Annotated in this window: 19 protein-coding genes and 1 other annotated feature; all 19 genes read left to right on the top strand. The window is 29.9% G+C overall.

The window, feature by feature from the left end; translation table 11 throughout:
• Position 1 precedes the first annotated feature (1 nt).
• The 19 genes from BUA90_RS02090 (at position 2) to BUA90_RS02005 (ending at position 21,276) form a co-directional block, all read left to right on the top strand.
• On the top strand, positions 2–385 hold the full coding sequence (locus tag BUA90_RS02090) for a LapA family protein (protein ID WP_072965718.1): 384 nt from the start codon (positions 2–4) through the stop codon (positions 383–385).
• A gap of 68 nt (positions 386–453) precedes the next feature.
• Entirely contained in the window at positions 454–2,589 is a 2,136-nt protein-coding gene (locus tag BUA90_RS02085) for a single-stranded-DNA-specific exonuclease RecJ (RefSeq protein WP_072965717.1), read from the top strand.
• Between the two features lie 12 nt (positions 2,590–2,601).
• Positions 2,602–3,114, top strand: a complete 513-nt coding sequence (locus BUA90_RS02080) for an adenine phosphoribosyltransferase (protein WP_072965716.1) — start codon at positions 2,602–2,604, stop codon at positions 3,112–3,114.
• Between the two features lie 287 nt (positions 3,115–3,401).
• Positions 3,402–5,570 (top strand): RelA/SpoT family protein, encoded by a 2,169-nt coding sequence (locus tag BUA90_RS02075; protein ID WP_072965715.1) that lies wholly within the window; start codon positions 3,402–3,404, stop codon positions 5,568–5,570.
• Positions 5,571–5,586: 16 nt separating this feature from the next.
• Entirely contained in the window at positions 5,587–6,036 is a 450-nt protein-coding gene (gene dtd / locus BUA90_RS02070; protein ID WP_072965714.1) for a D-aminoacyl-tRNA deacylase, read from the top strand.
• Positions 6,037–6,049: 13 nt separating this feature from the next.
• Positions 6,050–6,670 (top strand): MBL fold metallo-hydrolase, encoded by a 621-nt coding sequence (locus tag BUA90_RS02065; RefSeq protein ID WP_072965713.1) that lies wholly within the window; start codon positions 6,050–6,052, stop codon positions 6,668–6,670.
• 74 nt (positions 6,671–6,744) lie between these two features.
• Entirely contained in the window at positions 6,745–6,921 is a 177-nt protein-coding gene (locus BUA90_RS12340) for a hypothetical protein (protein WP_159429984.1), read from the top strand.
• A gap of 10 nt (positions 6,922–6,931) precedes the next feature.
• Positions 6,932–8,425 carry a coproporphyrinogen dehydrogenase HemZ gene (gene hemZ / locus BUA90_RS02060; RefSeq protein ID WP_072965712.1) on the top strand — a complete coding sequence of 498 codons (1,494 nt, stop codon included), beginning with the start codon at positions 6,932–6,934 and terminating at the stop codon, positions 8,423–8,425.
• Positions 8,426–8,497: 72 nt separating this feature from the next.
• Positions 8,498–8,705, top strand: a binding site (T-box leader).
• 208 nt (positions 8,706–8,913) lie between these two features.
• A complete protein-coding gene (gene hisS, locus BUA90_RS02055) occupies positions 8,914–10,176 on the top strand; it encodes a histidine--tRNA ligase (protein WP_072965711.1) in 1,263 nt (420 codons plus the stop codon).
• A gap of 11 nt (positions 10,177–10,187) precedes the next feature.
• Positions 10,188–11,966: an aspartate--tRNA ligase gene (gene aspS, locus BUA90_RS02050; RefSeq protein ID WP_072965710.1), complete on the top strand. Its 1,779-nt coding sequence runs from the start codon at positions 10,188–10,190 to the stop codon at positions 11,964–11,966.
• Between the two features lie 108 nt (positions 11,967–12,074).
• Complete coding sequence (locus BUA90_RS02045) at positions 12,075–12,350, top strand: metal-sensitive transcriptional regulator (RefSeq protein WP_072965709.1); 276 nt, start codon at positions 12,075–12,077, stop codon at positions 12,348–12,350.
• Positions 12,351–12,399: 49 nt separating this feature from the next.
• Positions 12,400–12,822, top strand: a complete 423-nt coding sequence (locus BUA90_RS02040; protein ID WP_072965708.1) for a SoxR reducing system RseC family protein — start codon at positions 12,400–12,402, stop codon at positions 12,820–12,822.
• A gap of 45 nt (positions 12,823–12,867) precedes the next feature.
• The gene (locus BUA90_RS02035) at positions 12,868–14,283 is read left to right on the top strand and encodes a sigma-54 interaction domain-containing protein (RefSeq protein WP_072965707.1); all 1,416 of its coding nucleotides are present in this window, start codon (positions 12,868–12,870) and stop codon (positions 14,281–14,283) included.
• A 214-nt stretch (positions 14,284–14,497) separates the two neighbouring features.
• Entirely contained in the window at positions 14,498–15,547 is a 1,050-nt protein-coding gene (ord, locus tag BUA90_RS02030) for a 2,4-diaminopentanoate dehydrogenase (RefSeq protein ID WP_072965706.1), read from the top strand.
• Between the two features lie 28 nt (positions 15,548–15,575).
• Entirely contained in the window at positions 15,576–15,881 is a 306-nt protein-coding gene (gene ortA / locus BUA90_RS02025; RefSeq protein WP_072965705.1) for a 2-amino-4-oxopentanoate thiolase subunit OrtA, read from the top strand.
• Complete coding sequence (gene ortB, locus BUA90_RS02020; RefSeq protein ID WP_072965704.1) at positions 15,874–17,295, top strand: 2-amino-4-oxopentanoate thiolase subunit OrtB; 1,422 nt, start codon at positions 15,874–15,876, stop codon at positions 17,293–17,295. The genes ortA and ortB overlap by 8 nt, the downstream gene beginning before the upstream one ends.
• Positions 17,296–17,316: 21 nt before the next feature.
• The gene (locus BUA90_RS02015) at positions 17,317–17,694 is read left to right on the top strand and encodes an ornithine aminomutase subunit alpha (RefSeq protein ID WP_072965703.1); all 378 of its coding nucleotides are present in this window, start codon (positions 17,317–17,319) and stop codon (positions 17,692–17,694) included.
• Positions 17,694–19,913, top strand: coding sequence for a D-ornithine 4,5-aminomutase subunit OraE (gene oraE, locus BUA90_RS02010; protein WP_072965702.1), 2,220 nt, complete (start codon positions 17,694–17,696; stop codon positions 19,911–19,913). The genes BUA90_RS02015 and oraE overlap by 1 nt, the downstream gene beginning before the upstream one ends.
• On the top strand, positions 19,903–21,276 hold the full coding sequence (locus tag BUA90_RS02005; RefSeq protein ID WP_072965761.1) for a GlmL-related ornithine degradation protein: 1,374 nt from the start codon (positions 19,903–19,905) through the stop codon (positions 21,274–21,276). The genes oraE and BUA90_RS02005 overlap by 11 nt, the downstream gene beginning before the upstream one ends.
• Positions 21,277–21,285: the final 9 nt, after the last annotated feature.

The raw sequence follows: 21,285 nt of genomic DNA, 5'->3' as shown, positions 1-21,285 counted from the left end.
TATGCAGATTTTATTTATATTATCATTACTTTTTGCAGTTTTTGTTTCAATTTTTGCAATAATGAATTCAGAACCAGTTACTATTAAATTATTGTGGAAACAGTATCAGTTTTCCCAGGCAATAATTATTTTAGGTGCAGCTTCTATGGGAGCTATTATAGTTGCTCTTTTAGGTTTATTTAAAAAATTAAAATCAACTTTAAAAATCAGGGAACTTCAGAATAGGATAAAAATATTAGAAAAAGAAATTGTGGAATTAAAAGAAAAAACTAATATGGAAAAAGAAAAAATACCTACTGGAGATACCTATACAGTTTTAGAAAACAAAAAGAATACTATTGAGCTAAATCAGAGAAAAGAGCTGAACAATAAGGAATTATCATAGAAGAATGTTGAATAAACTCATAATTTGTCATATAATAAGGTGTAAAAAGTTATTTTTCAGGTGAAAATATGAAATTACATGATAAAATATGGTTGTTAAAAAAAGATGTAGGAATAGATGCTGAGGAAATGTCTAAAAAGTTAGGTATTAGTGTTACAGCTTCAAAGTTGTTAATTAATAGAGGAATAAAAACTTTTGAAAAGGCAGAACGTTTTTTAAATCCTAGATTAGAAGATTTGTACAATCCATTTATATTAGAAAATATGGATAAAGCAGTTTTGCGAGTAAAAGAAGCGCTTGAAAGTGAAGATGAAATTTGGATATATGGGAAATATGATGTTGATGGAATAATGAGCATTTCTATGCTACTTTTTTATTTCAAATCTTTAGGAATTAATGCAAATTATTATATACCCAGTGATATAGTTGGAGAAAAACACGAAATAAATAGTAAGATTATAAATCATATATATTCTAAAAAAGGAAGTTTGATTATAGGTATAGATTGTATTGTACAAGTAGAGGAAATAAACTACGCAAAATCTTTGGGGATTGATATTATATTGCTTGATTGTGATTATGAAGACAATTTACCTGAAGATACAATTATAATTAATACTAAAACAAACTATTATAATTACAAGTATGATATACTTTCAAGTGCAGGAACAACATTTAAGTTAATAAGTGCTTTAAATTTATCTGAAAATTCTAAATATATATACAATAATTATTTAGATATGGTGGCTTTGGGAACGATAGCTGATAAAGTTTTAATTATAGGTGAAAATAGAATTTTAGTTAAATATGGACTACAAATGCTTTTTAAAACAGATAAATTTGGATTAAGAGCACTGCTTAATATATGTAAGTCGGAAGATGAAGAAATTACAGTAAAAAAACTGATTTTTATTTTAGAACAAAAACTGAGTAAAAATATATTGACAGAAGAAATTTTTTTATTAATAAATCTTTTACTGTCAGATGATTATAATAAAGCTTATAAGCAAGTAGAAAAACTGTATAGTAATATAGAAAGATTTGAATTAGAAAAATATGATATAAAAAAATGTATTGATATAGATTTAGAGCTGTCAGTTAAAGAAGTTAATTTTGAATTGATAGAAGAAATAGAGAAATTTAAACCTTTTGGACCGGGTAATCCAAAACCTATATTTTTATATAGAAATTTGATTGTTGAAAATTTTGTATTTACAGGTGATAATTTTAAGCTCATAGTTCAAGATGAAAGCAGAATATTTGACTGTATAGGACATAATTTGAAAAAGTTTATTGATAAGTTAAATAAAAAAGAAAAAGTAGATATAGTTTTTTATTTGGAGAAAAAAAGATTTAAAGGTGTTGAAACAATTCAGTTTAATTTACATGATTTAAGAAGATATGATTTAAGTGAATATAAAAATAGGGAAATTTTAAATCAATTTTATACTTCACTATCTAATATCGTTTATGATTTTAAATTTTATATTGATAAAAATCAATTGGGAAGAATTTTTGATTATAGAAATATAAAAAATAGACATTATTTAATAGATAAAAAGTTAAGTAAAGGTTCAAATTTAATTTTGGTAAATACATTTAATGCTTTATTAGAACTTTTATTTTATTTATCTGATATAGGCAGATATGATATTGATGATTTGTTGAGTTTTAATTTTGCTAATGATAATTTATCTAACAATATAGTAGTAAATCCCATTTTAAATAAAATAGATTTAAAAAAATTTGAAAATGTTATTATATATGATATTCCTTTAAATAGAGAAAGGTTTGAATATATTTTATGCTGTGGAAAAAATATCTATCTTCTTTATAATCAATTTGATATAGCTTCAACTAAAAAAATGTTGTATAATTTAATTCCTGACAGAAGTGATTTAGTTAAAGTATATAAATGTCTAAAAAAAGTATTGGGAAAAAGTAGTGAATTATTATTTAATGACATATATAAAGAAGCTGAGTTGAATTTATCGAAAGTAAAGCTCTGCATGGATATATTAGAAAGAGCAGGATTAATAAAGATTTATGAATGTAATAATAAAGTTAATTTAGAAATACTACCCCCGCCAAGTGAGAAGATAGATATAGAGTCTACAGATTTATATAAGAGAGCTTATGACTTAAAAGAAAAATTTGAAAAATATAAAAATATAGCCTTTGCAAACAACGTATTAAAAACTTAAGGAGGGTTTATTGTGAATTTGAAAGACAAGATAAGAGTAATTGAAGATTTTCCGAAAGAAGGAATAAGCTTTAAAGATATTACTACTTTACTTCAAGATGGAAAGGCTTATAAGGAAGCTATTGATTTATGTATAAAAGAATTAGAAGGTAAAGAATTTGACATTATTGTTGCTCCTGAAGCAAGAGGATTTTTAGTAGGAGCTCCATTGGCATATGCAACAAATAAAGGTTTTGTTCCTGTTCGAAAGCCGGGAAAACTTCCTTATGAAACTATAAAATATGAATATGAGTTAGAATATGGTATGGATGCACTTGAAATCCACAAAGATGCTGTAAAGTCAGGACAAAAGGTTATAATAGTAGATGACTTATTAGCAACAGGAGGTACTACTTTATCGACAATTAAATTAGTAGAAAAACTTGGGGCTGAAGTTGTTGGTGTGTTATTTTTAATTGAGTTAACTTTTTTAGATGGAAGGAATACTTTAAAAGATTACAATGTAATGTCATTGATTAAATATTAGTGAATGGGAAGCCATTCACTTTTTTCAATATAATATTAAATTTGAATAATTTTTAATATAAATATAAATTTTTTAATATGAATTAAGATTACAAAGAATTTTCATTGTTTAGAATTTTTTTTTGTTATATAATATATTTAAATTTCTTATATATAGTTAATACTGAATATATGAAAGTAAGTAAAAAAAGTATTGATGAAAAATAAAAAAACTATAATTTAAAATATATTTATAGGATTACATTATAGATATGGGGTGTTTTAACAAATGTTAAAGAGGGTGAGGAGTTGCTACTAGAAACTTTTATAGAAAAAATACGACAGTATAACCCTCAATATGATTTATCAAGGATTATTAAAGCATATAATTTTGCTGAAAATGCACATGAAGGACAGTATAGAAAATCAGGAGAAAAGTATTTTATTCATCCTATTAATGTGGCATTGATTTTAGCGGAGTTGGAACTTGATGAGAGTACTGTCATAGCAGGACTTTTACATGATGTAATTGAAGATACGAAATATACATTTGATGATATTAAGAGGGAATTTGGTGAAGAAATAGCTTTATTAGTTGATGGTGTAACAAAACTTGGTAAACTTACTTATGAAACGAAGGAAGAAAGACAGGCTGAAAATTTAAGGAAAATGTTTCTTGCCATGGCAAAAGACATAAGAGTAATTCTCATAAAGTTAGCAGACAGACTTCATAATATGCGTACTTTAAAATATATGGATGAAAATAAAAAGAAAGAAAAAGCCATGGAGACTCTTGAAATATATGCACCTATAGCACATAGATTAGGTATATTTAAAATAAAATGGGAATTTGAAGACCTTTGTTTAAGGTATTTAGACCCTGATGCATATTATGATTTAGTAGAAAAAGTTGCTAAAAAGAGAAGAGAAAGAGAAGAATATATAAACTTAGTTATAAAAAAACTGAAGGAAAATTTAGATAGTTTAGATATAAATTATGAAATATATGGTAGACCAAAACATTTTTACAGTATATATAAAAAAATGGTGTATCAGCATAAAAGTTTTGAAGAAATATATGACCTTACGGCAGTAAGAGTAATTGTAGATAATGTAAAGGATTGCTATGGCGTTCTTGGAATAGTTCATACAATGTGGAAGCCAATTCCGGGCAGATTTAAAGATTATATAGCTATGCCTAAACCTAATATGTATCAATCGCTTCATACTACAGTTATTGGACCTAAAGGGGAGCCTCTTGAAATTCAAATTAGGACTTGGGAGATGCACAGGATTGCCGAATATGGTATAGCAGCTCATTGGAAATATAAAGAGGGAAAGGTAGAAGAGGGAGAGCTTGACAAAAAATTAACATGGCTTAGACAGTTATTGGAGTGGCAGAGAGATTTAAAAGACCCAAAAGAATTTATGGAAACTTTAAAGATAGATTTGTTTACAAATCAAGTTTTTGTATTTACACCTAAAGGAGATGTGATAGAACTTCCGTTTGGTTCAACTCCAGTAGATTTTGCATATAAAATTCACTCTGCTGTTGGTAATAGCTGTATAGGAGCTAAAGTAGACGGAAGAATAGTTCCGCTTGACTATAAGCTTAAAACGGGAAATATTGTAGAAATACTTACATCTAGTCATAGTAATGGTCCAAGTAGAGATTGGTTGAAATTTGTTAAAAGCACAAATGCTAAAAATAGAATTAAGCAGTGGTTTAAAAAAGAAAGAAAAGAAGAAAATATTGAGAGAGGTAAGGAATTACTTGAAAAAGAAATAAAAAAACAAGGTTTTAATCCAAAAGAGCTTTTAAGAGCTGAATGGCTTAATTTGATAGTTAAGAAAATCAAATTAAATAGTATAGAAGATTTATATGCAGCAATTGGTTACGGTGGTATAGCATTAAATCAAGTAATACCTAAGCTAAAAGAAAAATATAAAGAAGAACAAAAAGAAAATAAACAATTAGATGAAAATAAACAATTACAGTCAAAAGTTTCAAAAAGTAAGTTAAATAAAACTGCAAAACAAGGAGTAAAGGTAAAGGGAATAGATAACATATTAGTAAGATTTGCAAAATGCTGTACACCTGTTCCGGGTGATGAGATAATTGGATTTATTACAAGGGGAAGAGGTATAACAGTTCATCGAAAAGACTGTCCAAATATTTTAAATGGAGTAGATACTGATAGGCTTATAGAAGTACAGTGGGATACAGATAAAAAGATTTCTTATCAGACAGAAATACAAGTTATTGCTCCAGATAGAAAAGGATTGTTATCTGAAATAACAAATATTATTTCAGAAGCTAAACTTCATGTTACAGCAGTAAATGCAAAGACGACAAAAGAAAAATTAGCAATTATCAATTTAACTATAGAAATATCAAATACAGATCAGTTGTTGAAGGTAATGAATAAGTTTAGGACAATGCAAGGAATTATAGATGTGAAAAGGGTAACTTCATAGATAGGAGGATAAATGCATGAGAGCGGTTGTACAAAGAGTTAATCAGGCAAATGTTACGGTTAATGGGGAAATAAAAGGGAGTATAGATAAAGGTTTAATGGTTCTTTTAGGTGTTGAAGAAGGTGATAATGTTAAAGATGTAGAATATATGGTTGAAAAGATAGTAAATCTTAGGATTTTTGAAGATGAAAATGAAAAGATGAATCTTTCACTTTTGGATATAAAAGGTGAGCTACTTGTAGTTTCTCAATTTACTTTGCTTGGTGATTGTAGAAAGGGAAGAAGACCAAATTTTATGAATGCAGCAAAGCCTGATGTTGCAAATGAGTTATATAAGCTATTTGTTTCAAAATCAAGGGAAAAAGGTCTTAAGGTAGAGACGGGAGTTTTTCAAGCACATATGGTGGTTAATTTATCAAATGATGGACCAGTAACTATTTTAGTAGATAGTAAAAAGAATTTTTAAGGAGTGGTGAATAGTGTATATAGAAAGAATTCCCGTAGGCATCTATGGAACAAATTGTTATATTTTAGGTTGTGATAAAACAAAAAAAGCTGCGGTAATAGATCCGGGCGGAGATGCAGATAAAATTCTTGAAAAAATTAAAAATAATGATTTAGATTTAAAATATATAATTTTAACACATGGGCATGGCGACCATATAGGAGCTGTTGAAGAAATAAGAAATAAAACTGGTGCAGAAATTTTAATTCATAGAGAAGATGAGTATTTGATAAAAGATGCAAATAAAAACTTGTCTCGAATGATGAGCTGTCCTGATGTTGAATTTGAAGCAGACAGATTGTTGGATGATGGAGATATAATAAATCTGGGAGAACTTGAAATAAAAGTTATTCATACTCCAGGGCATACTCCGGGTGGAATATCTTTAAAAGTAGACAGTATTATATTTACAGGAGATACATTATTTGCAGGTTCTATTGGAAGAACAGATTTTGAAGGTGGCTCATATAGTCAAATAATAAATTCTATTAAAGATAAACTACTCATATATGATGATACAATACAAGTGCTTCCTGGACATGGTCCTTCTTCTACAATAGGAATAGAGAAGAAGAAAAATCCATTTTTGCTATAAAGAATAAATTAAAGAATATCCTTTTTATCATATGGCAAAACTAACAAAAAATGATGTTTTTAGGAGGCGTTCATATGAAAAAAAGGATAGGTTCTTATTTAAGCAGTAAAAATAGCTTTTTGGATATTGATTTTCATGATTTTATAGAATTAGTAGAAAATGGATATGATGATTTAGAAATAGCTAGAGAGTTAGGCGTTCCAAAGGAACAAGTAGTGAAACTTAGAAATGAATTAAATAAAAATTATTAAAGGTGAAATGATGATAAGTGTAGTATTAAAAGGACATGATTATAAATATGAAATAGGAGAACTTATAAAGACTTTTGGCATTTTAAAAATTAATTTTATTTCAGAATGTGAAAATTATTTAAATAAAACTGAAGACAGTTTACTTTTAATCAATGAAGTAGTGGAAAGTAATGATGTATTTATTATTAAAACACAAATTTTTAAAAATAATAATTTAATAGATAGTAATAAAAGAGAATATAAATTTAAAAAAGAGGATAAACAAATAGATAGAAGAAAGGAATTAAAGAGAAATATTAAATTAAGTATATATGATGTATTAAGTAAAATTTATAGCAAGAGCAGTACACCTTGGGGTATACTAACAGGAATAAGGCCTACTAAAATAGTACATGAACTATTAGATAAGAATGTAAGTCTTATAGAAATTAAAAATATTTTAAAACAGAAATATAGACTTAATGATGAAAAAATAAAATTAATTACAGATGTTGCTATTTGTGAAAGAAAATATGTATATCCTATAAGAGAAGATTTAGTAAGTATTTATATAAGTATACCTTTTTGTCCGACACGCTGTATATACTGTTCTTTTCCATCTAATCCGATAGATAAAAATAAAAATAAAGTTGAAGAATATTTAAAATCGCTTTTTAAAGAAATAAAAGGAACAGCGAAACTGTTAAATGATTTAGGAAAAAAAGTAGAAAGCATTTATATAGGAGGAGGGACTCCTACTACTTTATCAGCAAATCAACTTTCAAAGTTAATACTAAATATACTTGAAAATTTTGATATTACTGAACTCAAAGAATTTACAGTTGAAGCTGGAAGACCTGATACAATTACGAGAGAAAAACTTTTAACTTTAAAGAAGAATAATATAGATAGGATTAGTATAAATCCACAAACTATGAATGATAAGACTTTGAAACTTATTGGAAGAAGTCATTCAACTGAAGATATAAAAAAGGCATATACATTGGCTAGAGAAATTGGATTTAGGACCGTAAATATGGATATAATAATTGGACTGCCTGATGAAGGGCTTTTAGAGCTTACAAATACATTAGAGCACATTCAAAGAATGAATCCTGAAAATCTTACAGTACATACATTAGCTGTAAAAAGAAGTTCAAGGCTTAGAGAAAATATTGAAGATTACAATTTAAGTCGGGAAAAGTTGGCAAATTATATGTTGAATTTGACTAGAAATTATTCAGGAAAAATGCAGATGTATCCTTATTACATGTACAGGCAAAAATACATGTTAGGTAATTTGGAAAATATAGGATATTGCAAAAATGGGCATGAATGTATATATAATATTCAAATAATGGAAGAAAAACAGTCTATAATAGCTCTTGGAGCAGGTGGAATATCTAAAATAGTTTATCCTAAAGAAAATAGATTAGAAAGAGTTCCAAATGTAAAAAATTTAGATGAATATATAAATAGAGTAGATGAAATGATTGATAGAAAAAAAATGCAATTAATCGATTAATATTACATAAATGACCTTGACATAAAATCATAACTAATTTATAATATATGAAAAAATTAGATAACTTAAATGTTAAATGCTATGAAGAGGAAGAGTAGCTATAATTATGATTATAGCGAGTTAGGGATGGTGGAAGCCTAACATCGGATATTATAGTGAAGACACCTCAGAGCATACTACCTGAAATTATAGTAGGGTAGTACGTACTAGGCGTTAACTAGTAAAGTGGGTTTTTCCAAGTAGGGTGGTACCGCGGGAATGTTGACCTCTCGTCCCTTTTATATTAGGGATGAGAGGATTTGTTTTTATTGTATAGAAATAGAAATTCTAATGTTTTATATAGAAATAAGAGTTAAAATTAATAATTAAAAAATTTAAGGTCTTTAAAGAAATACACCTAATCTGAGAGTTAATAGCTTGACAACTGAGAGTTAAAGAGAAATGACTTTAAAACTTGAAACTAATATTAATAAAAAGGAGGCTTTAAAATGTCAATTAAAAGACCTAGAGGTACCAGAGATGTACTGCCTTCGGATGTATATAAATGGAACTTTGTAGAAAATGAGTTTAAGAAAATATGTAGAAACTTTGGATATAAAGAGATAAGGACACCAATTTTTGAACATACTGAGTTATTTAAAAGAGGAGTAGGAGAAACTACAGATATAGTTCAAAAAGAGATGTATACTTTTACTGATAATGGTGGAAGAGATATAACGTTAAAACCAGAAGGAACTGCTCCTGTTGTGAGGGCATTTGTGGAAAATAAAATGTATGCAGAAGCACAGCCTACAAAATTATTCTATATAACTCCTTGTTTTAGATATGAAAGACCTCAAGCTGGAAGACTTAGAGCTTTTCATCAGTTTGGAGTAGAGGTATTTGGAGCAGAAAATCCTTCTGTTGATGCTGAAGTCATAGGACTTGCAATGGCATTTTTTGAAAAATTGGGACTTGAAAATTTACAGCTTAGAATAAATAGTATAGGATGTCCTAAGTGTAGAAAAAACTATAATGAAGTATTAAAAGATTATTTAAGACAAAAGCTTGATAAACTTTGTAAAACTTGTAATGCTAGATTTGAAAAAAATCCTATGAGAATAATAGATTGTAAAAATGAAAGTTGTAAGCAGCAGTTAGTTGATGTTCCTTTGATTTTAGATTACATATGTGATGACTGTAGAGAACATTTTGAAAAACTTCAAAAATATTTAAAAGTTATGGATATAGATTTTGAGATAGACCCTAAAATAGTCAGAGGACTTGATTATTATAATAAAACGGCATTTGAAATAGTTTCTAAAGAAATTGGAGCTCAAAGTACTGTATGCGGTGGTGGAAGATATGATGGATTAGTTGAGGAAATTGGCGATATAAAAGTTCCGGGAGTAGGATTTGGCTTGGGAGAAGAAAGACTTTTACTTACACTAGAAAATAACAATATACAAATCCCTAAGTCTGATATGCTTGATGTGTTTATAGCTACGTTAGGACAGAGAACTCATGAAAAAGCTGTTGAATTATCTTATAAATTAAGAAAAAATTTGATTTCTGTAGATATGGATCATTTAGGTAGAAGTATAAAAGCCCAATTTAAGTATTCAGACAAATTACAAGCTAAATTTGTAGTAGTAATTGGGGATAATGAATTAGATAAAGGAGTAGTAACTTTAAAGAATATGAAAACAGGTAATCAAGAAGAAATTCAGCTTAGTTTAATTGTTGAAGAAATAAGGAATAGATTAGTATAGGAGGTATAATTATGGCTGAACTGTTGCAGGGAATGAAGAGAACTCATATGTGCGGACAGCTTCGTACAGAGCATATAGGACAAGAAGTTATATTAATGGGTTGGGTGCAGAGAAAAAGGAATTTAGGAGGACTCATTTTCGTAGATTTAAGAGATAGAGAAGGTATAGTACAAATAGTTTTTGATACTGAAGTGTCAAAAGAAGCATTTGATAAAGCAGATAGTTTGCGTGGAGAGTTTGTAATAGCTGTAAAAGGTGAAGTAAGGCATAGAGAGGCAGTAAATGAAAATTTACCTACTGGTAAAATAGAAGTTTTTGCAAATGAATTGAAAATATTGTCTAAGGCAGAAGTACCACCTATTCACATAAGAGATGATGATGATGCGGGAGAAAAACTAAGACTTAAATATAGGTATCTTGACCTTAGAAAGCCAAAAATGCAGAAAAATTTAATTTTAAGAAATAAAATTACTAAAACAGTTAGAGATTTTTTAGATAGTAATGGATTTTTAGATATTGAAACGCCCGTACTTACAAAACCGACTCCAGAAGGAGCAAGAGACTATCTTGTACCGAGTAGAGTAAATCCGGGAAAGTTTTATGCACTTCCTCAATCACCGCAAATATTTAAGCAATTATTGATGGTGTCAGGATTTGATAAATATTATCAAATTGTTAAATGTTTTAGAGATGAAGATTTAAGGGCAGACAGACAGCCTGAATTTACTCAAATAGATATAGAAATGTCGTTTGTAGATGAAGATGATGTAATCGAAATAAATGAAAAACTAATAAAGACTTTGTTTAAAAAAGTGCTTAATGTAGATGTAACTATACCTTTTGAAAAAATATCGTATAAGGAAGCTATGGAAAAGTACGGAACTGACAAACCAGATTTGAGATTTGGATATGAATTAAAATCACTAAATGAAGTTGTTAAAAATTGCGGATTTGGAGTTTTTTCAAATACGGTGGCAAATGGAAATGATGTAAAAGCTATAAATATAAATGGCGGAGCAGATAAGTTTAGCAAAAAAGGTATAAAAAATCTAGAAAAATTTGCAAAATCTCATGGGGCAAAAGGTTTAGCATGGATGAAAGTAACTGACGAGGGTATAGAATCTCCAATTGAAAAGTTTTTATCAAAAGAAGATATAAAGGCTATTTTGGATGAAATGGAAGGAAAGTCTGGAGATTTAATACTTTTTGTAGCAGATATGCCTTCAGTTGTAAATACTACATTAGGAGCATTAAGAGTAGAAGTTGCTAAGAAATTGGGAGTTATTGATGAAAGTGAATATAAAATAGTTTGGGTAACTGAATTTCCTCTATTTGAGTATGATGAAGAGGAAAAGAGATATTATGCTAAGCATCATCCTTTTACTTCACCAGTTGATGAAGACATTGAACTTATGGATAAAGACCCTAGCAAAGTGAGAGCAAAAGCATACGACCTTGTAATAAATGGATATGAAGTAGGTGGGGGAAGTATTAGAATTCACAATTCAGATATTCAGCAGAAAATGTTTGATGTGTTAGGATTTACAAAAGAAGAAGCAAATGAAAAATTTGGATTTTTATTGGAAGCATTTAAATATGGGACACCACCACATGGGGGAATAGCATATGGTCTTGACAGACTTGCCATGATTTTTATTGGTACAGATAATATAAGAGATGTAGTAGCTTTTCCAAAAACTCAAAATGCTACCTGTTTGATGACAGAAGCTCCTGCAGTAGCTGATATAGCACAATTGGAGGAGTTGCATATAAAAGTAGATTTAGATTAGATTTTAAATATCCCCTTATGTATTTTTGACATGAGGGGATTATTAAATTGACAAATTGTACAAAATAAAATATAATGAATACCACATTGGGGTATAAGAGGTGATATAATGAATTCATATGAAAAAGATAAAGAGGTACTATTAAAAAGACTTAAAAGAATTGAAGGACAAGTAAAGGGAATACAAAAAATGATAGAAGAAAATAGATATTGTAATGATATATTGATACAAATTGCTGCTGTAAGGTCAGCTATAAATAAAGTAGGAGGTTTGATTTTAGAAAATCATTTAAAAGGTTGTGTTAAAAGTGCTCTTGCTGAAAGTGATAATGGGGAGGAAGTTATAGATGAATTAATTAATACAATGGTTAAATTTATTAAGTAAAATAGCTTTTTATTAATTAATAAATCAGTTATATTTGGAGGATTGTTTTATGAAAAGGACAGGAAAAGTAATAGAGATAAAAGGTAATAGGGCAAAAGTAACTTTACAAAAACATTCTGCATGTGGAAATTGCGGGGCATGTCATATTGGTGATGAAAACATGAATATAGATATTGAAGCAATAAATGAAATAAATGCTAAAGTAGGAGATTTTGTGGAAATAGATTTAGAAACTCCAAATGTACTTATGGCAGCTTTTATAGCATATGGAATACCTTTTTTTACTTTGATTTTCGGCATTTTTGGCAGTTTTAAGATATTTGAAATTTTAAATATTAGTAATAAAGAAATGTATTCTTTTATAGTTGGTTTTATTTTATTAGTAATATCGTATTTATGTATAAAATTAAATGAAACACGTTTTAAGGATAGTAAAAAATACTATTCAAAAATTACAAAAATTTTAAGTTAAAAATTATTTTCCCTCACAATAATTAATTTTGTATGGGGGGTTTTTATGAAAAATAAAATTTTATTGGAAAAATTACTGCAAAATATTTTGCAGTATATAGAAGAAGGCATACATGTTATTGACAGCAAAGGGAAAACGATTATTTACAATTCTGTCATGTCAGAGATGGAAGGGTTAGATAAAGAACAAGTTATTGGAAAACATATTTTAGATGTATTTCCAACATTAACTGAAGAAACGAGTACTTTATTAAAAGTATTACGAACAGGTAAGATGATTGAAGAATATAAACAGAGTTACTTAAACTTAAAAGGAAAAAAAGTTTCATCAATAAATACTACTCTGCCTATTATTAATAATGGAAAGGTATTAGGAGCTATTGAAATAGCTAGAAATATGACTAAAGTTAGTCAATTGTCAGAACAGATAATTAATCTAAGGCAAAAGTTGAATAGAAACTACAATATCAATAAGAAAAATGAAAAAAAACATTATACATTTGACAATCTAATAGGACAAAATAAAAAATTCTTAAAAGCTATTGCATTTGCACGGAGAGCAGCACAGACATCTTCTAGTGTGCTTATATATGGAGAAACAGGTACTGGAAAAGAATTATTTGCTCAAAGCATACATTATGAAAGTCGCAGAAAAGAGAAACCTTTTATAGCACAAAATTGTGCAGCCATTCCAGAAACTTTGTTGGAAAGTATTTTATTTGGAACTAGTAAGGGGAGTTTTACAGGAGCTGTTGATAGACCGGGTTTATTTGAACAGGCAAGTGGTGGAACTTTATTTTTAGATGAGATTAATTCAATGAGCTTACCTTTACAAGCAAAACTCTTAAGAGTTTTGCAAGAAGGATATATAAGGAGAATAGGAGGATTAAAAGATATACCCGTTGATGTTAGAATAATAGCTGCTACTAATGAAGACCCATTAGAGGCTATTAAAAAGGGAATTTTAAGAAAAGATTTGTATTATAGAATAAATGTAATAAATATTAAAATACCTCCTTTGAGAAAGAGAAAAGATGATATACCTTTGCTTATAAAACATTTTATAAATTACTATAATGAAAAATTAAATAAAGATGTTTGGATGATGTCAGAAGAACTCTTAGAAGCTTTTATGAATTATGGATGGCCCGGCAATGTAAGAGAGCTGCAAAATTTTATTGAATCAGCTATGAATATGATATTTGATGAGCATGTTATAAAAAAAGAGCATCTTCCTTATAATGTAGAAGAATTGATTTTAAATGGTAATAATAAGAATATAAATAGAGATAGCAGATATGATAAAGTTAATGATTTAAGTGAGTATTTAGCTAATATTGAAAAAGAAATAATTTTAAATCATTTAATAAAAAATGATTATAATATTACTAAAACTTCTAAAAATTTAGGAATTTCAAGGCAAAATTTGCAATACAAATTAAAAAAATATAGACTTATTTAACCGCAAAATATTTTGCTGTTATTAGCAAAATATTTTGCGGTTATTTTTTTGAAAACGATTAAATATTCTTATAAATATGAAAAAAGAGAGAAAAACTTAATCATTTTTATAAATTTTCGGAAAAATCCTTCTAAAAAAATTGGCATGATAATTGCTTTTATTTATTATTATAGAAAAAGTCTTAAATGCAAAGTATATTTGGAGGTGTTTTGTTATGGAAAATATAAAAATAGTGATTTGGGGTTTTGGAGCAATGGGCAGTGGTATGGCTAAGGTACTCCTCAAAAAAAAGGGAGTAGAAATAGTAGGTGTGTGTGATAGAAATAAAGCTAGAGTTGGAAAAGATATGTATGAAGTTTTAGGTATTGAAAGAGGAGAAAGAAAACCGGTTATTATTAATCCGAATATCGAAGAAGTATTGACTGAAGGGTGTTGTGATGTTTGTCTATGTGCTACGGATTCTTTTACAAAAGAAGCTTTTCCAAGATTAAAATTTGCTTTAGAAAAAAAGGTAAATGTGATTTCAACTGCAGAGGAAATGGCTTATCCTCAAGCTCAAAACCCAGAACTTGCAGCAGAGCTTGACAAGATAGCTAAAGAAAATGGTGTAACTATTTTGGGAACAGGTATTAATCCAGGTTTAATAATGGATTTATTAGTTGTGTGTCTGACTGGTTGTATGACAGATGTTGAATATATACAGGCTAAAAGAGTGAATAGTTTGTCACCATTTGGACCTGCAGTAATGGAAGAACAAGGTGTAGGATTGACAGTAGAGGAATTTAATAAAGGCGTTGAAAATGGAACGTTATCAGGACATGTTGGATTTGCTGAATCAGTAAAAATGATCGCAGATGCAATTGGATGGAAAATTGATAAATTTGAACAGCAAATGGCACCAATAGTTACTTCAGTAGATAGAAAATCAAAATATGGTTTTGCTGCAGCTGGAAATGTTGCTGGAGTAAATATGACTGGACAAGGTTATGTAAATGGCGAAGTAAAAATAGATATGATACATCCTCAGCAGATAGAGCCAGAAATGGAAGGAACTTATACGGGAGATTATATAACTATAAAAGGAACTCCAGAAGTAAATATGTCAATAAAACCTGAAGTAGATGGTGGATTAGGAACCATAGCTATGTGTGTAAATATGATTCCACATGTGATAAATGCTGAACCAGGTTTAAAGACAATGATAGATTTACCAGTACCAAGAGCTATTATGGGCGATATGAGAGAATTTATAAAGAGAAAATAATATATTATCTAAGGCAGGTGAATGATAATTGGTTAAAAAAGGTGAATGGGTTTTAGTGCATAATATTGTGTTAAAGCCTGAAGAAAGGGCACCACAAGTGCCTGATGATACGAAAAAAGTTCCTTTAGAAATGTGGGTTAAAGGGTTTTTATTAGAAGATGCAGAAATTGGAGATGAAGTTAAAATAAGAACTATGACTGGAAGAGAAGTTTATGGAAAATTGATAGAAGTAAATCCATCTTATAAGCATAATTTTGGTTCATGTGTTCCAGAACTTCTTCAAATAGGTCTTCAAGTAAAAGATATTTTGTTTGGAGGTGAAGACCATGACTAAGGATATGAGTTATGAAGCAGTTATGTCTAGAAAAAATGAAATAATGAAAAAAGCGGTAGGAATAGATTATGAGAGATTTGAGTATTCTGGAATAGCTTTTGACTATGAAGGAATGATGAAAGAAACGGGATATACTCTTGAAGAAATGAAAAATATACAAGGTTCAACAGGAGTAGGCAATACACCAATTTTAGAGCTAAAAAATTTAACAAATTTAGCAAGAAAACTTTCTCCAAAGGGAAAGGGTGCTAGAATTTTTATAAAAGATGAAGCATGTAATCCTTCAGGAAGTTTTAAAGCTAGAAGAGCAGCCAATGCTGTATACCATGCAAAAAAACTTGGATATAAAGGGGTAATAGCTGCAACTAGTGGGAATTATGGTGCTGCAGTTGCAAGTCAAGCAGCTATGCATGGCTTAAAATGTATTATAGTTCAAGAGTGTTATGACAGCAGGGGAGTAGGACAGCCTGAAATAATTGAAAAAGCAAGAAAATGTGAAGCGTATGGTGCAGAAGTTGTTCAGCTGACAGTTGGACCGGAGCTTTTTTATACTTTCTTAAAGCTATTAGAAGAGACAGGTTATTTTAATGCATCATTATATACTCCATTTGGAATTGCAGGAGTAGAAACACTTGGTTATGAAATTGCCATGCAGATGAGAGAGAGAGAAGGAAAAGACCCTGATGTAGTTGTTTGTACTAATGCAGGGGGAGGAAACTTGACTGGGACAGCTAGAGGGCTTTTAAAAGCTGGAGCAAAAGAAACTATTGTTGTAGGAGCTAGTGTAAATTTAAAAGGACTTCATATGGCTTCAGACAAGCAGTTTAATAAAAAATCTTTTACAACTGGACATACAGGTTTTGGAATGCCATTTGCTACTTGGCCTGACCGTTCTGATGTACCGAGGTCTGCTGCAAGACCACTCAGATATATGGATAGATATGTAACGATTAATCAAGGTGAAGTATTTTATATGACTGAAGTTTTAGCACAACTTGAAGGACTTGAAAGAGGACCGGCAGGAAATACTTCTTTAGCAGCTGCATTTAGCTTAGCTCAAGAATTAGATGAAGATAAAATAATAGTTGTTCAGGAAACAGAATATACGGGAGCAGGAAAACATATTCAACCTCAACTTTCATTTGCTAGGGAAAATGGAATAGAAGTAAAGTTTGGAAATCCAAGAGAAGAAGTACCCGGTAAAAATATCATTTTACCTGAGCATCCTAAGTTAATTAAAGCAGTTGATTTAGATATGAATAAAATAAGAGCTTCTTATATTAAAAATGCTATAAAAAATAATAATGCAACTGAAATTTCAGAGGAAGATTTAATATTTTTAGTTGATGAAACAAAATCTAACCGTCAATTTGTTGAGGATATTCTTAATGAATTGAATGTCAATATAAAATAATTTTAAAACGGAGGGAAGTCTATGAAGGGATATATAAAAAGAGAAGATGACTTTCAAGAGAGAAGAAAACATCTTGCAAATTTAACAGATGAAGAATTAAAAGCAAGATTTTGGGAATTGCTTGAGAAAATTGTAGACCCCCTACTTGAACTTGCTAGAACCCATACTACTCCATCAATAGAACGTTCAGTTTTATTGAGAATGGGTTTTTCGAGTTTAGAAGCTAAACCATTAGTAGAAGGAGCAATAGATAGGGGTTTGATGGGAAAAGGTGTAGGTCATATTGTTTATAGAATATCTAAAGAAAAAAACATTCCTCTAAGGCAAGCAGGCCTTGAAATGATAGAAGGGAAACATTGGGACGACGCAGTAAGAATATTCAAAGGGGGGAATGAATAATGAAAAAGTTAAACCCTAATGAAAAGTTGGATATAAGAGAGATATTAAGTGATTTAGAAAATTATAGACCAAAGAGAAGGGGATGGACTTGGAGAAAGAAAGTTGACGAATTAAAGATTGGACCTCATGTTTATCATGATTGTTCAGAATCTTTAAAGAATTCAATAGGTATTCCGGCAGCTGTTCAATATTTTGATAATTTAGACCCTCAGCCTCAAGAAACTATTACAACTGAAATAGCTTCAGGAAGATTTGAAGATGATATAAGAAGAATGAGAATGGCTGCATGGCATGGTGCTGACCATATAATGGTTATTAGAACAGCAGGACAATCTCATTATGATGGACTTATAGAAGGTACTCCACAAGGTATAGGAGGTATTCCTGTAACTAGAAAACAAGTTAGAGCTCAAAGAAAAGCTTTAGATTTAATAGAAGAAGAAGTAGGAAGACCTATAAATTATCATTCCTATGTATCTGGTGTTGCAGGTCCTGATATAGCAGTTATGTTTGCTGAAGAAGGAGTTAATGGTGCTCACCAAGACCCACAGTATAATGTTCTTTATAGAAACATAAATATGGTGCGTTCTTTTGTTGATGCTGCAGAATCAAAAAAAATAATGGCTTGGGCAGATATGGCTCAGATAGATGGAGCACATAATGCAAATGCAACAGCAAGAGATGCTTGGAAAGTAATGCCTGAACTTATGGTGCAGCATGGTATAAATGCTATGTATTCATATAAAGTTGGTATGAAGAAGGAAAACATTTGCCTTTCAACAGTACCGCCTTCAGCTTCACCTGTACCATGTATGAAGTATGACCTTCCATATGCTGTTGCACTAAGAGATTTCTTTGATGAATACAAAATGAGAGCACAACAAAATACTAAGTATATTACTTCTTCATCAAGAGAAGCTACAGTAACTCATGTAATGAATATGATGATTTCAAAACTTACAAGGGCAGATATTCAATCTACAATAACTCCTGATGAGGGAAGAAATGTTCCATGGCATATGTACAATATAGAAGCTTGTGATACAGCTAAACAAACTTTAGTAGGACTTGATAGTTTGCTTGAAATGGTTGAACTTAAAAAGGAAGGGTATTTACCTGAAAAAGTTAGGGAGTTAAAAGAAAGAGCAGTTCTCTTTTTAGAAGAAATTATTGAAGTAGGAGGATATTTTGAAGCTGTAGAAAAAGGATTTTTTGTTGATTCAGGTATGTATCCAGAGAGAAATGGAGATGGTATAGGAAGAAAAATTGATGGAGGAGTTGGTGCAGGAACAGTATTTGAAAGAGATGAAGACTATATGGCTCCTGTTACAGCTCATTATGGATATAATAATGTTGCTCAGTATGACCCTGATGCAGTAGATAATCCATCAAAACTTATAGACGGATGTACATTTGAAAAGCCTGAAAAAATTATATTTATTGATGAGTTAGATGAAAATGATAATGTATATAAACGTTTAGATGAAACTGAAAAATATAGAAATTCAAATTATATAAAGCCTGAAGTAGAATGGTTAGCTGATGGAACTGTTCAAGTCGAATTATTTTTACCAACTAATAAGAGAATAGCTGAATTTGCTGCTATAGAATTTGCTAAGAAAATGAATCTTCAAGATCCAGAAGTTATTCATCTTGAAATTCTTCATCCAGCTGAAGGTACAAGGGTTCAATTAAAAGGCAAATTAGAATTTGATGTAGATATAAGTAAATTGGAAATTCCACCTGAACCTGAAGTTTTAAGTGATGAAGAACTTTGGGCAGAAATTGAAAGAAAGCCAATGAAAGTTGTTGCTGCAACTGTGGGTGAAGATGAACATTCAGTTGGGCTTCGTGAAGTAATAGATATTAAACATGGTGGAATAGAGAAATGGGGTATAGAAGTTGTATATTTGGGAACTTCTTGTCCTATAGAAAAACTTGTAGATGCAGCTATAGAATTGAATGCAGATGCTATATTAGCTTCAACAATAATTAGTCATGATGATATTCATTATAAAAATATGAAGAGGATACATGAATATTGTGTAGAAAAAGGTATAAGAGATAAAATTATCATAGCTTGTGGTGGAACACAAGTTACTCCAGAAATAGCTGTTCAACAAGGCGTAGATGCAGGATTTGGTAGAGGTTCAAAAGGAATTCATGTGGCAACATTCCTTGTTAAGAAAAGAAGGGAAATGGAACAAAATGAAAATTAATATGTTAATTGCTGAAATAGGTAGTACTACGACAGTTGTAAATGCTTTTGATGGAATAGATACCGATAATCCTAAATTTTTAGGGCAAGGTCAAGCTCCTACAACTGTTTTAGAAGGCGATGTTAATATAGGTTTAAATAATGCCATAGAGAGTTTAAAGAAAAATTTAGGTGTAAAAAATTTTGAATATGATGAAATGTTTGCGACAAGTAGTGCTGCAGGTGGTTTAAAAATGACAGTGCACGGACTAGTATATGATATGACTGTCAGAGCAGCCAGAGAAGCAGCATTAGGAGCGGGGGCAAATATTCATCTAGTTACATCTGGAAAACTTAGAAGGTCTGATATAAAAAAAATAAAAAATATAAATCCAAATATAGTTTTAATAGCTGGGGGTGTGGATTACGGAGAGAGAGATACGGCTCTTTATAATTCTGAAATTATAGCTGATTTGGATTTAGAAGTACCTGTTATATATGCTGGAAATATAGAAAATCATGAAGATGTGCGGGAAATATTTGAAGAAAAGGGAAAATCACATTTATTATATATAGTGGAGAATGTGTACCCTAAAGTAGATGTTCTCAATGTGGAACCTACACGTAAAGTTATTCAAGATGCATTTGAAGACCATATAATACATGCACCGGGAATGACAAAAGTTAGAGAACTTGTGAGCGGACCTATCATTCCTACACCGGGTGCAGTTATGGAAGCTTCAAAACTTTTAAAAGAATATATAGGCGATTTAATGACTCTTGATGTAGGAGGCGCTACTACAGACGTTCATTCTGTAACAGAAGGAAGCGAAAAAGTAAATAGAATACTTATCAGTCCGGAACCTGTAGCTAAGAGAACAGTTGAAGGAGATTTAGGAGTATTTGTAAATATGAAAAATGTTTTAGAAAGGATAGGAAGAGAAAAAATAGCTAATGATTTAAAAGTAGATTTAGATAAAATAGATGAGCTTATAAATAATCATAAACCTATTCCTGAAACAGAACTTGAAAAAAGATTTGTTGAAAGACTTACTCTTGAAGCAGTTATTACCTCTGTTCATAGGCATGCAGGGGGATTTAGAGATTTGTATGGAAGCAGCGGGAAAAAGACATTGGCAGAAGGAAAAGATTTGACTAATATAAAATGGATTATAGGAACAGGAGGTGCTTTAACAAGGCTTCCTAACAGAGTAAATATTTTAAAACAAATAGCACTTAGCAATAAAGGAGATAAGCTACTTCCAAATAAAGAAGCAAAGATACTTATAGATAATGATTATATAATGGCTTCTTTAGGAGTTTTATCAAAAAAATACAAAGAAGCTTCTTTGAAACTATTAAAAGAAAGTTTGCAAATAGATTAAAGCCGGTTA

The organism is Caminicella sporogenes DSM 14501 (assembly GCF_900142285.1).
Classification (GTDB): Bacteria; Bacillota; Clostridia; order Peptostreptococcales; family Caminicellaceae; genus Caminicella; species Caminicella sporogenes.
This window is presented reverse-complemented; position numbering and strand designations above follow the sequence as displayed.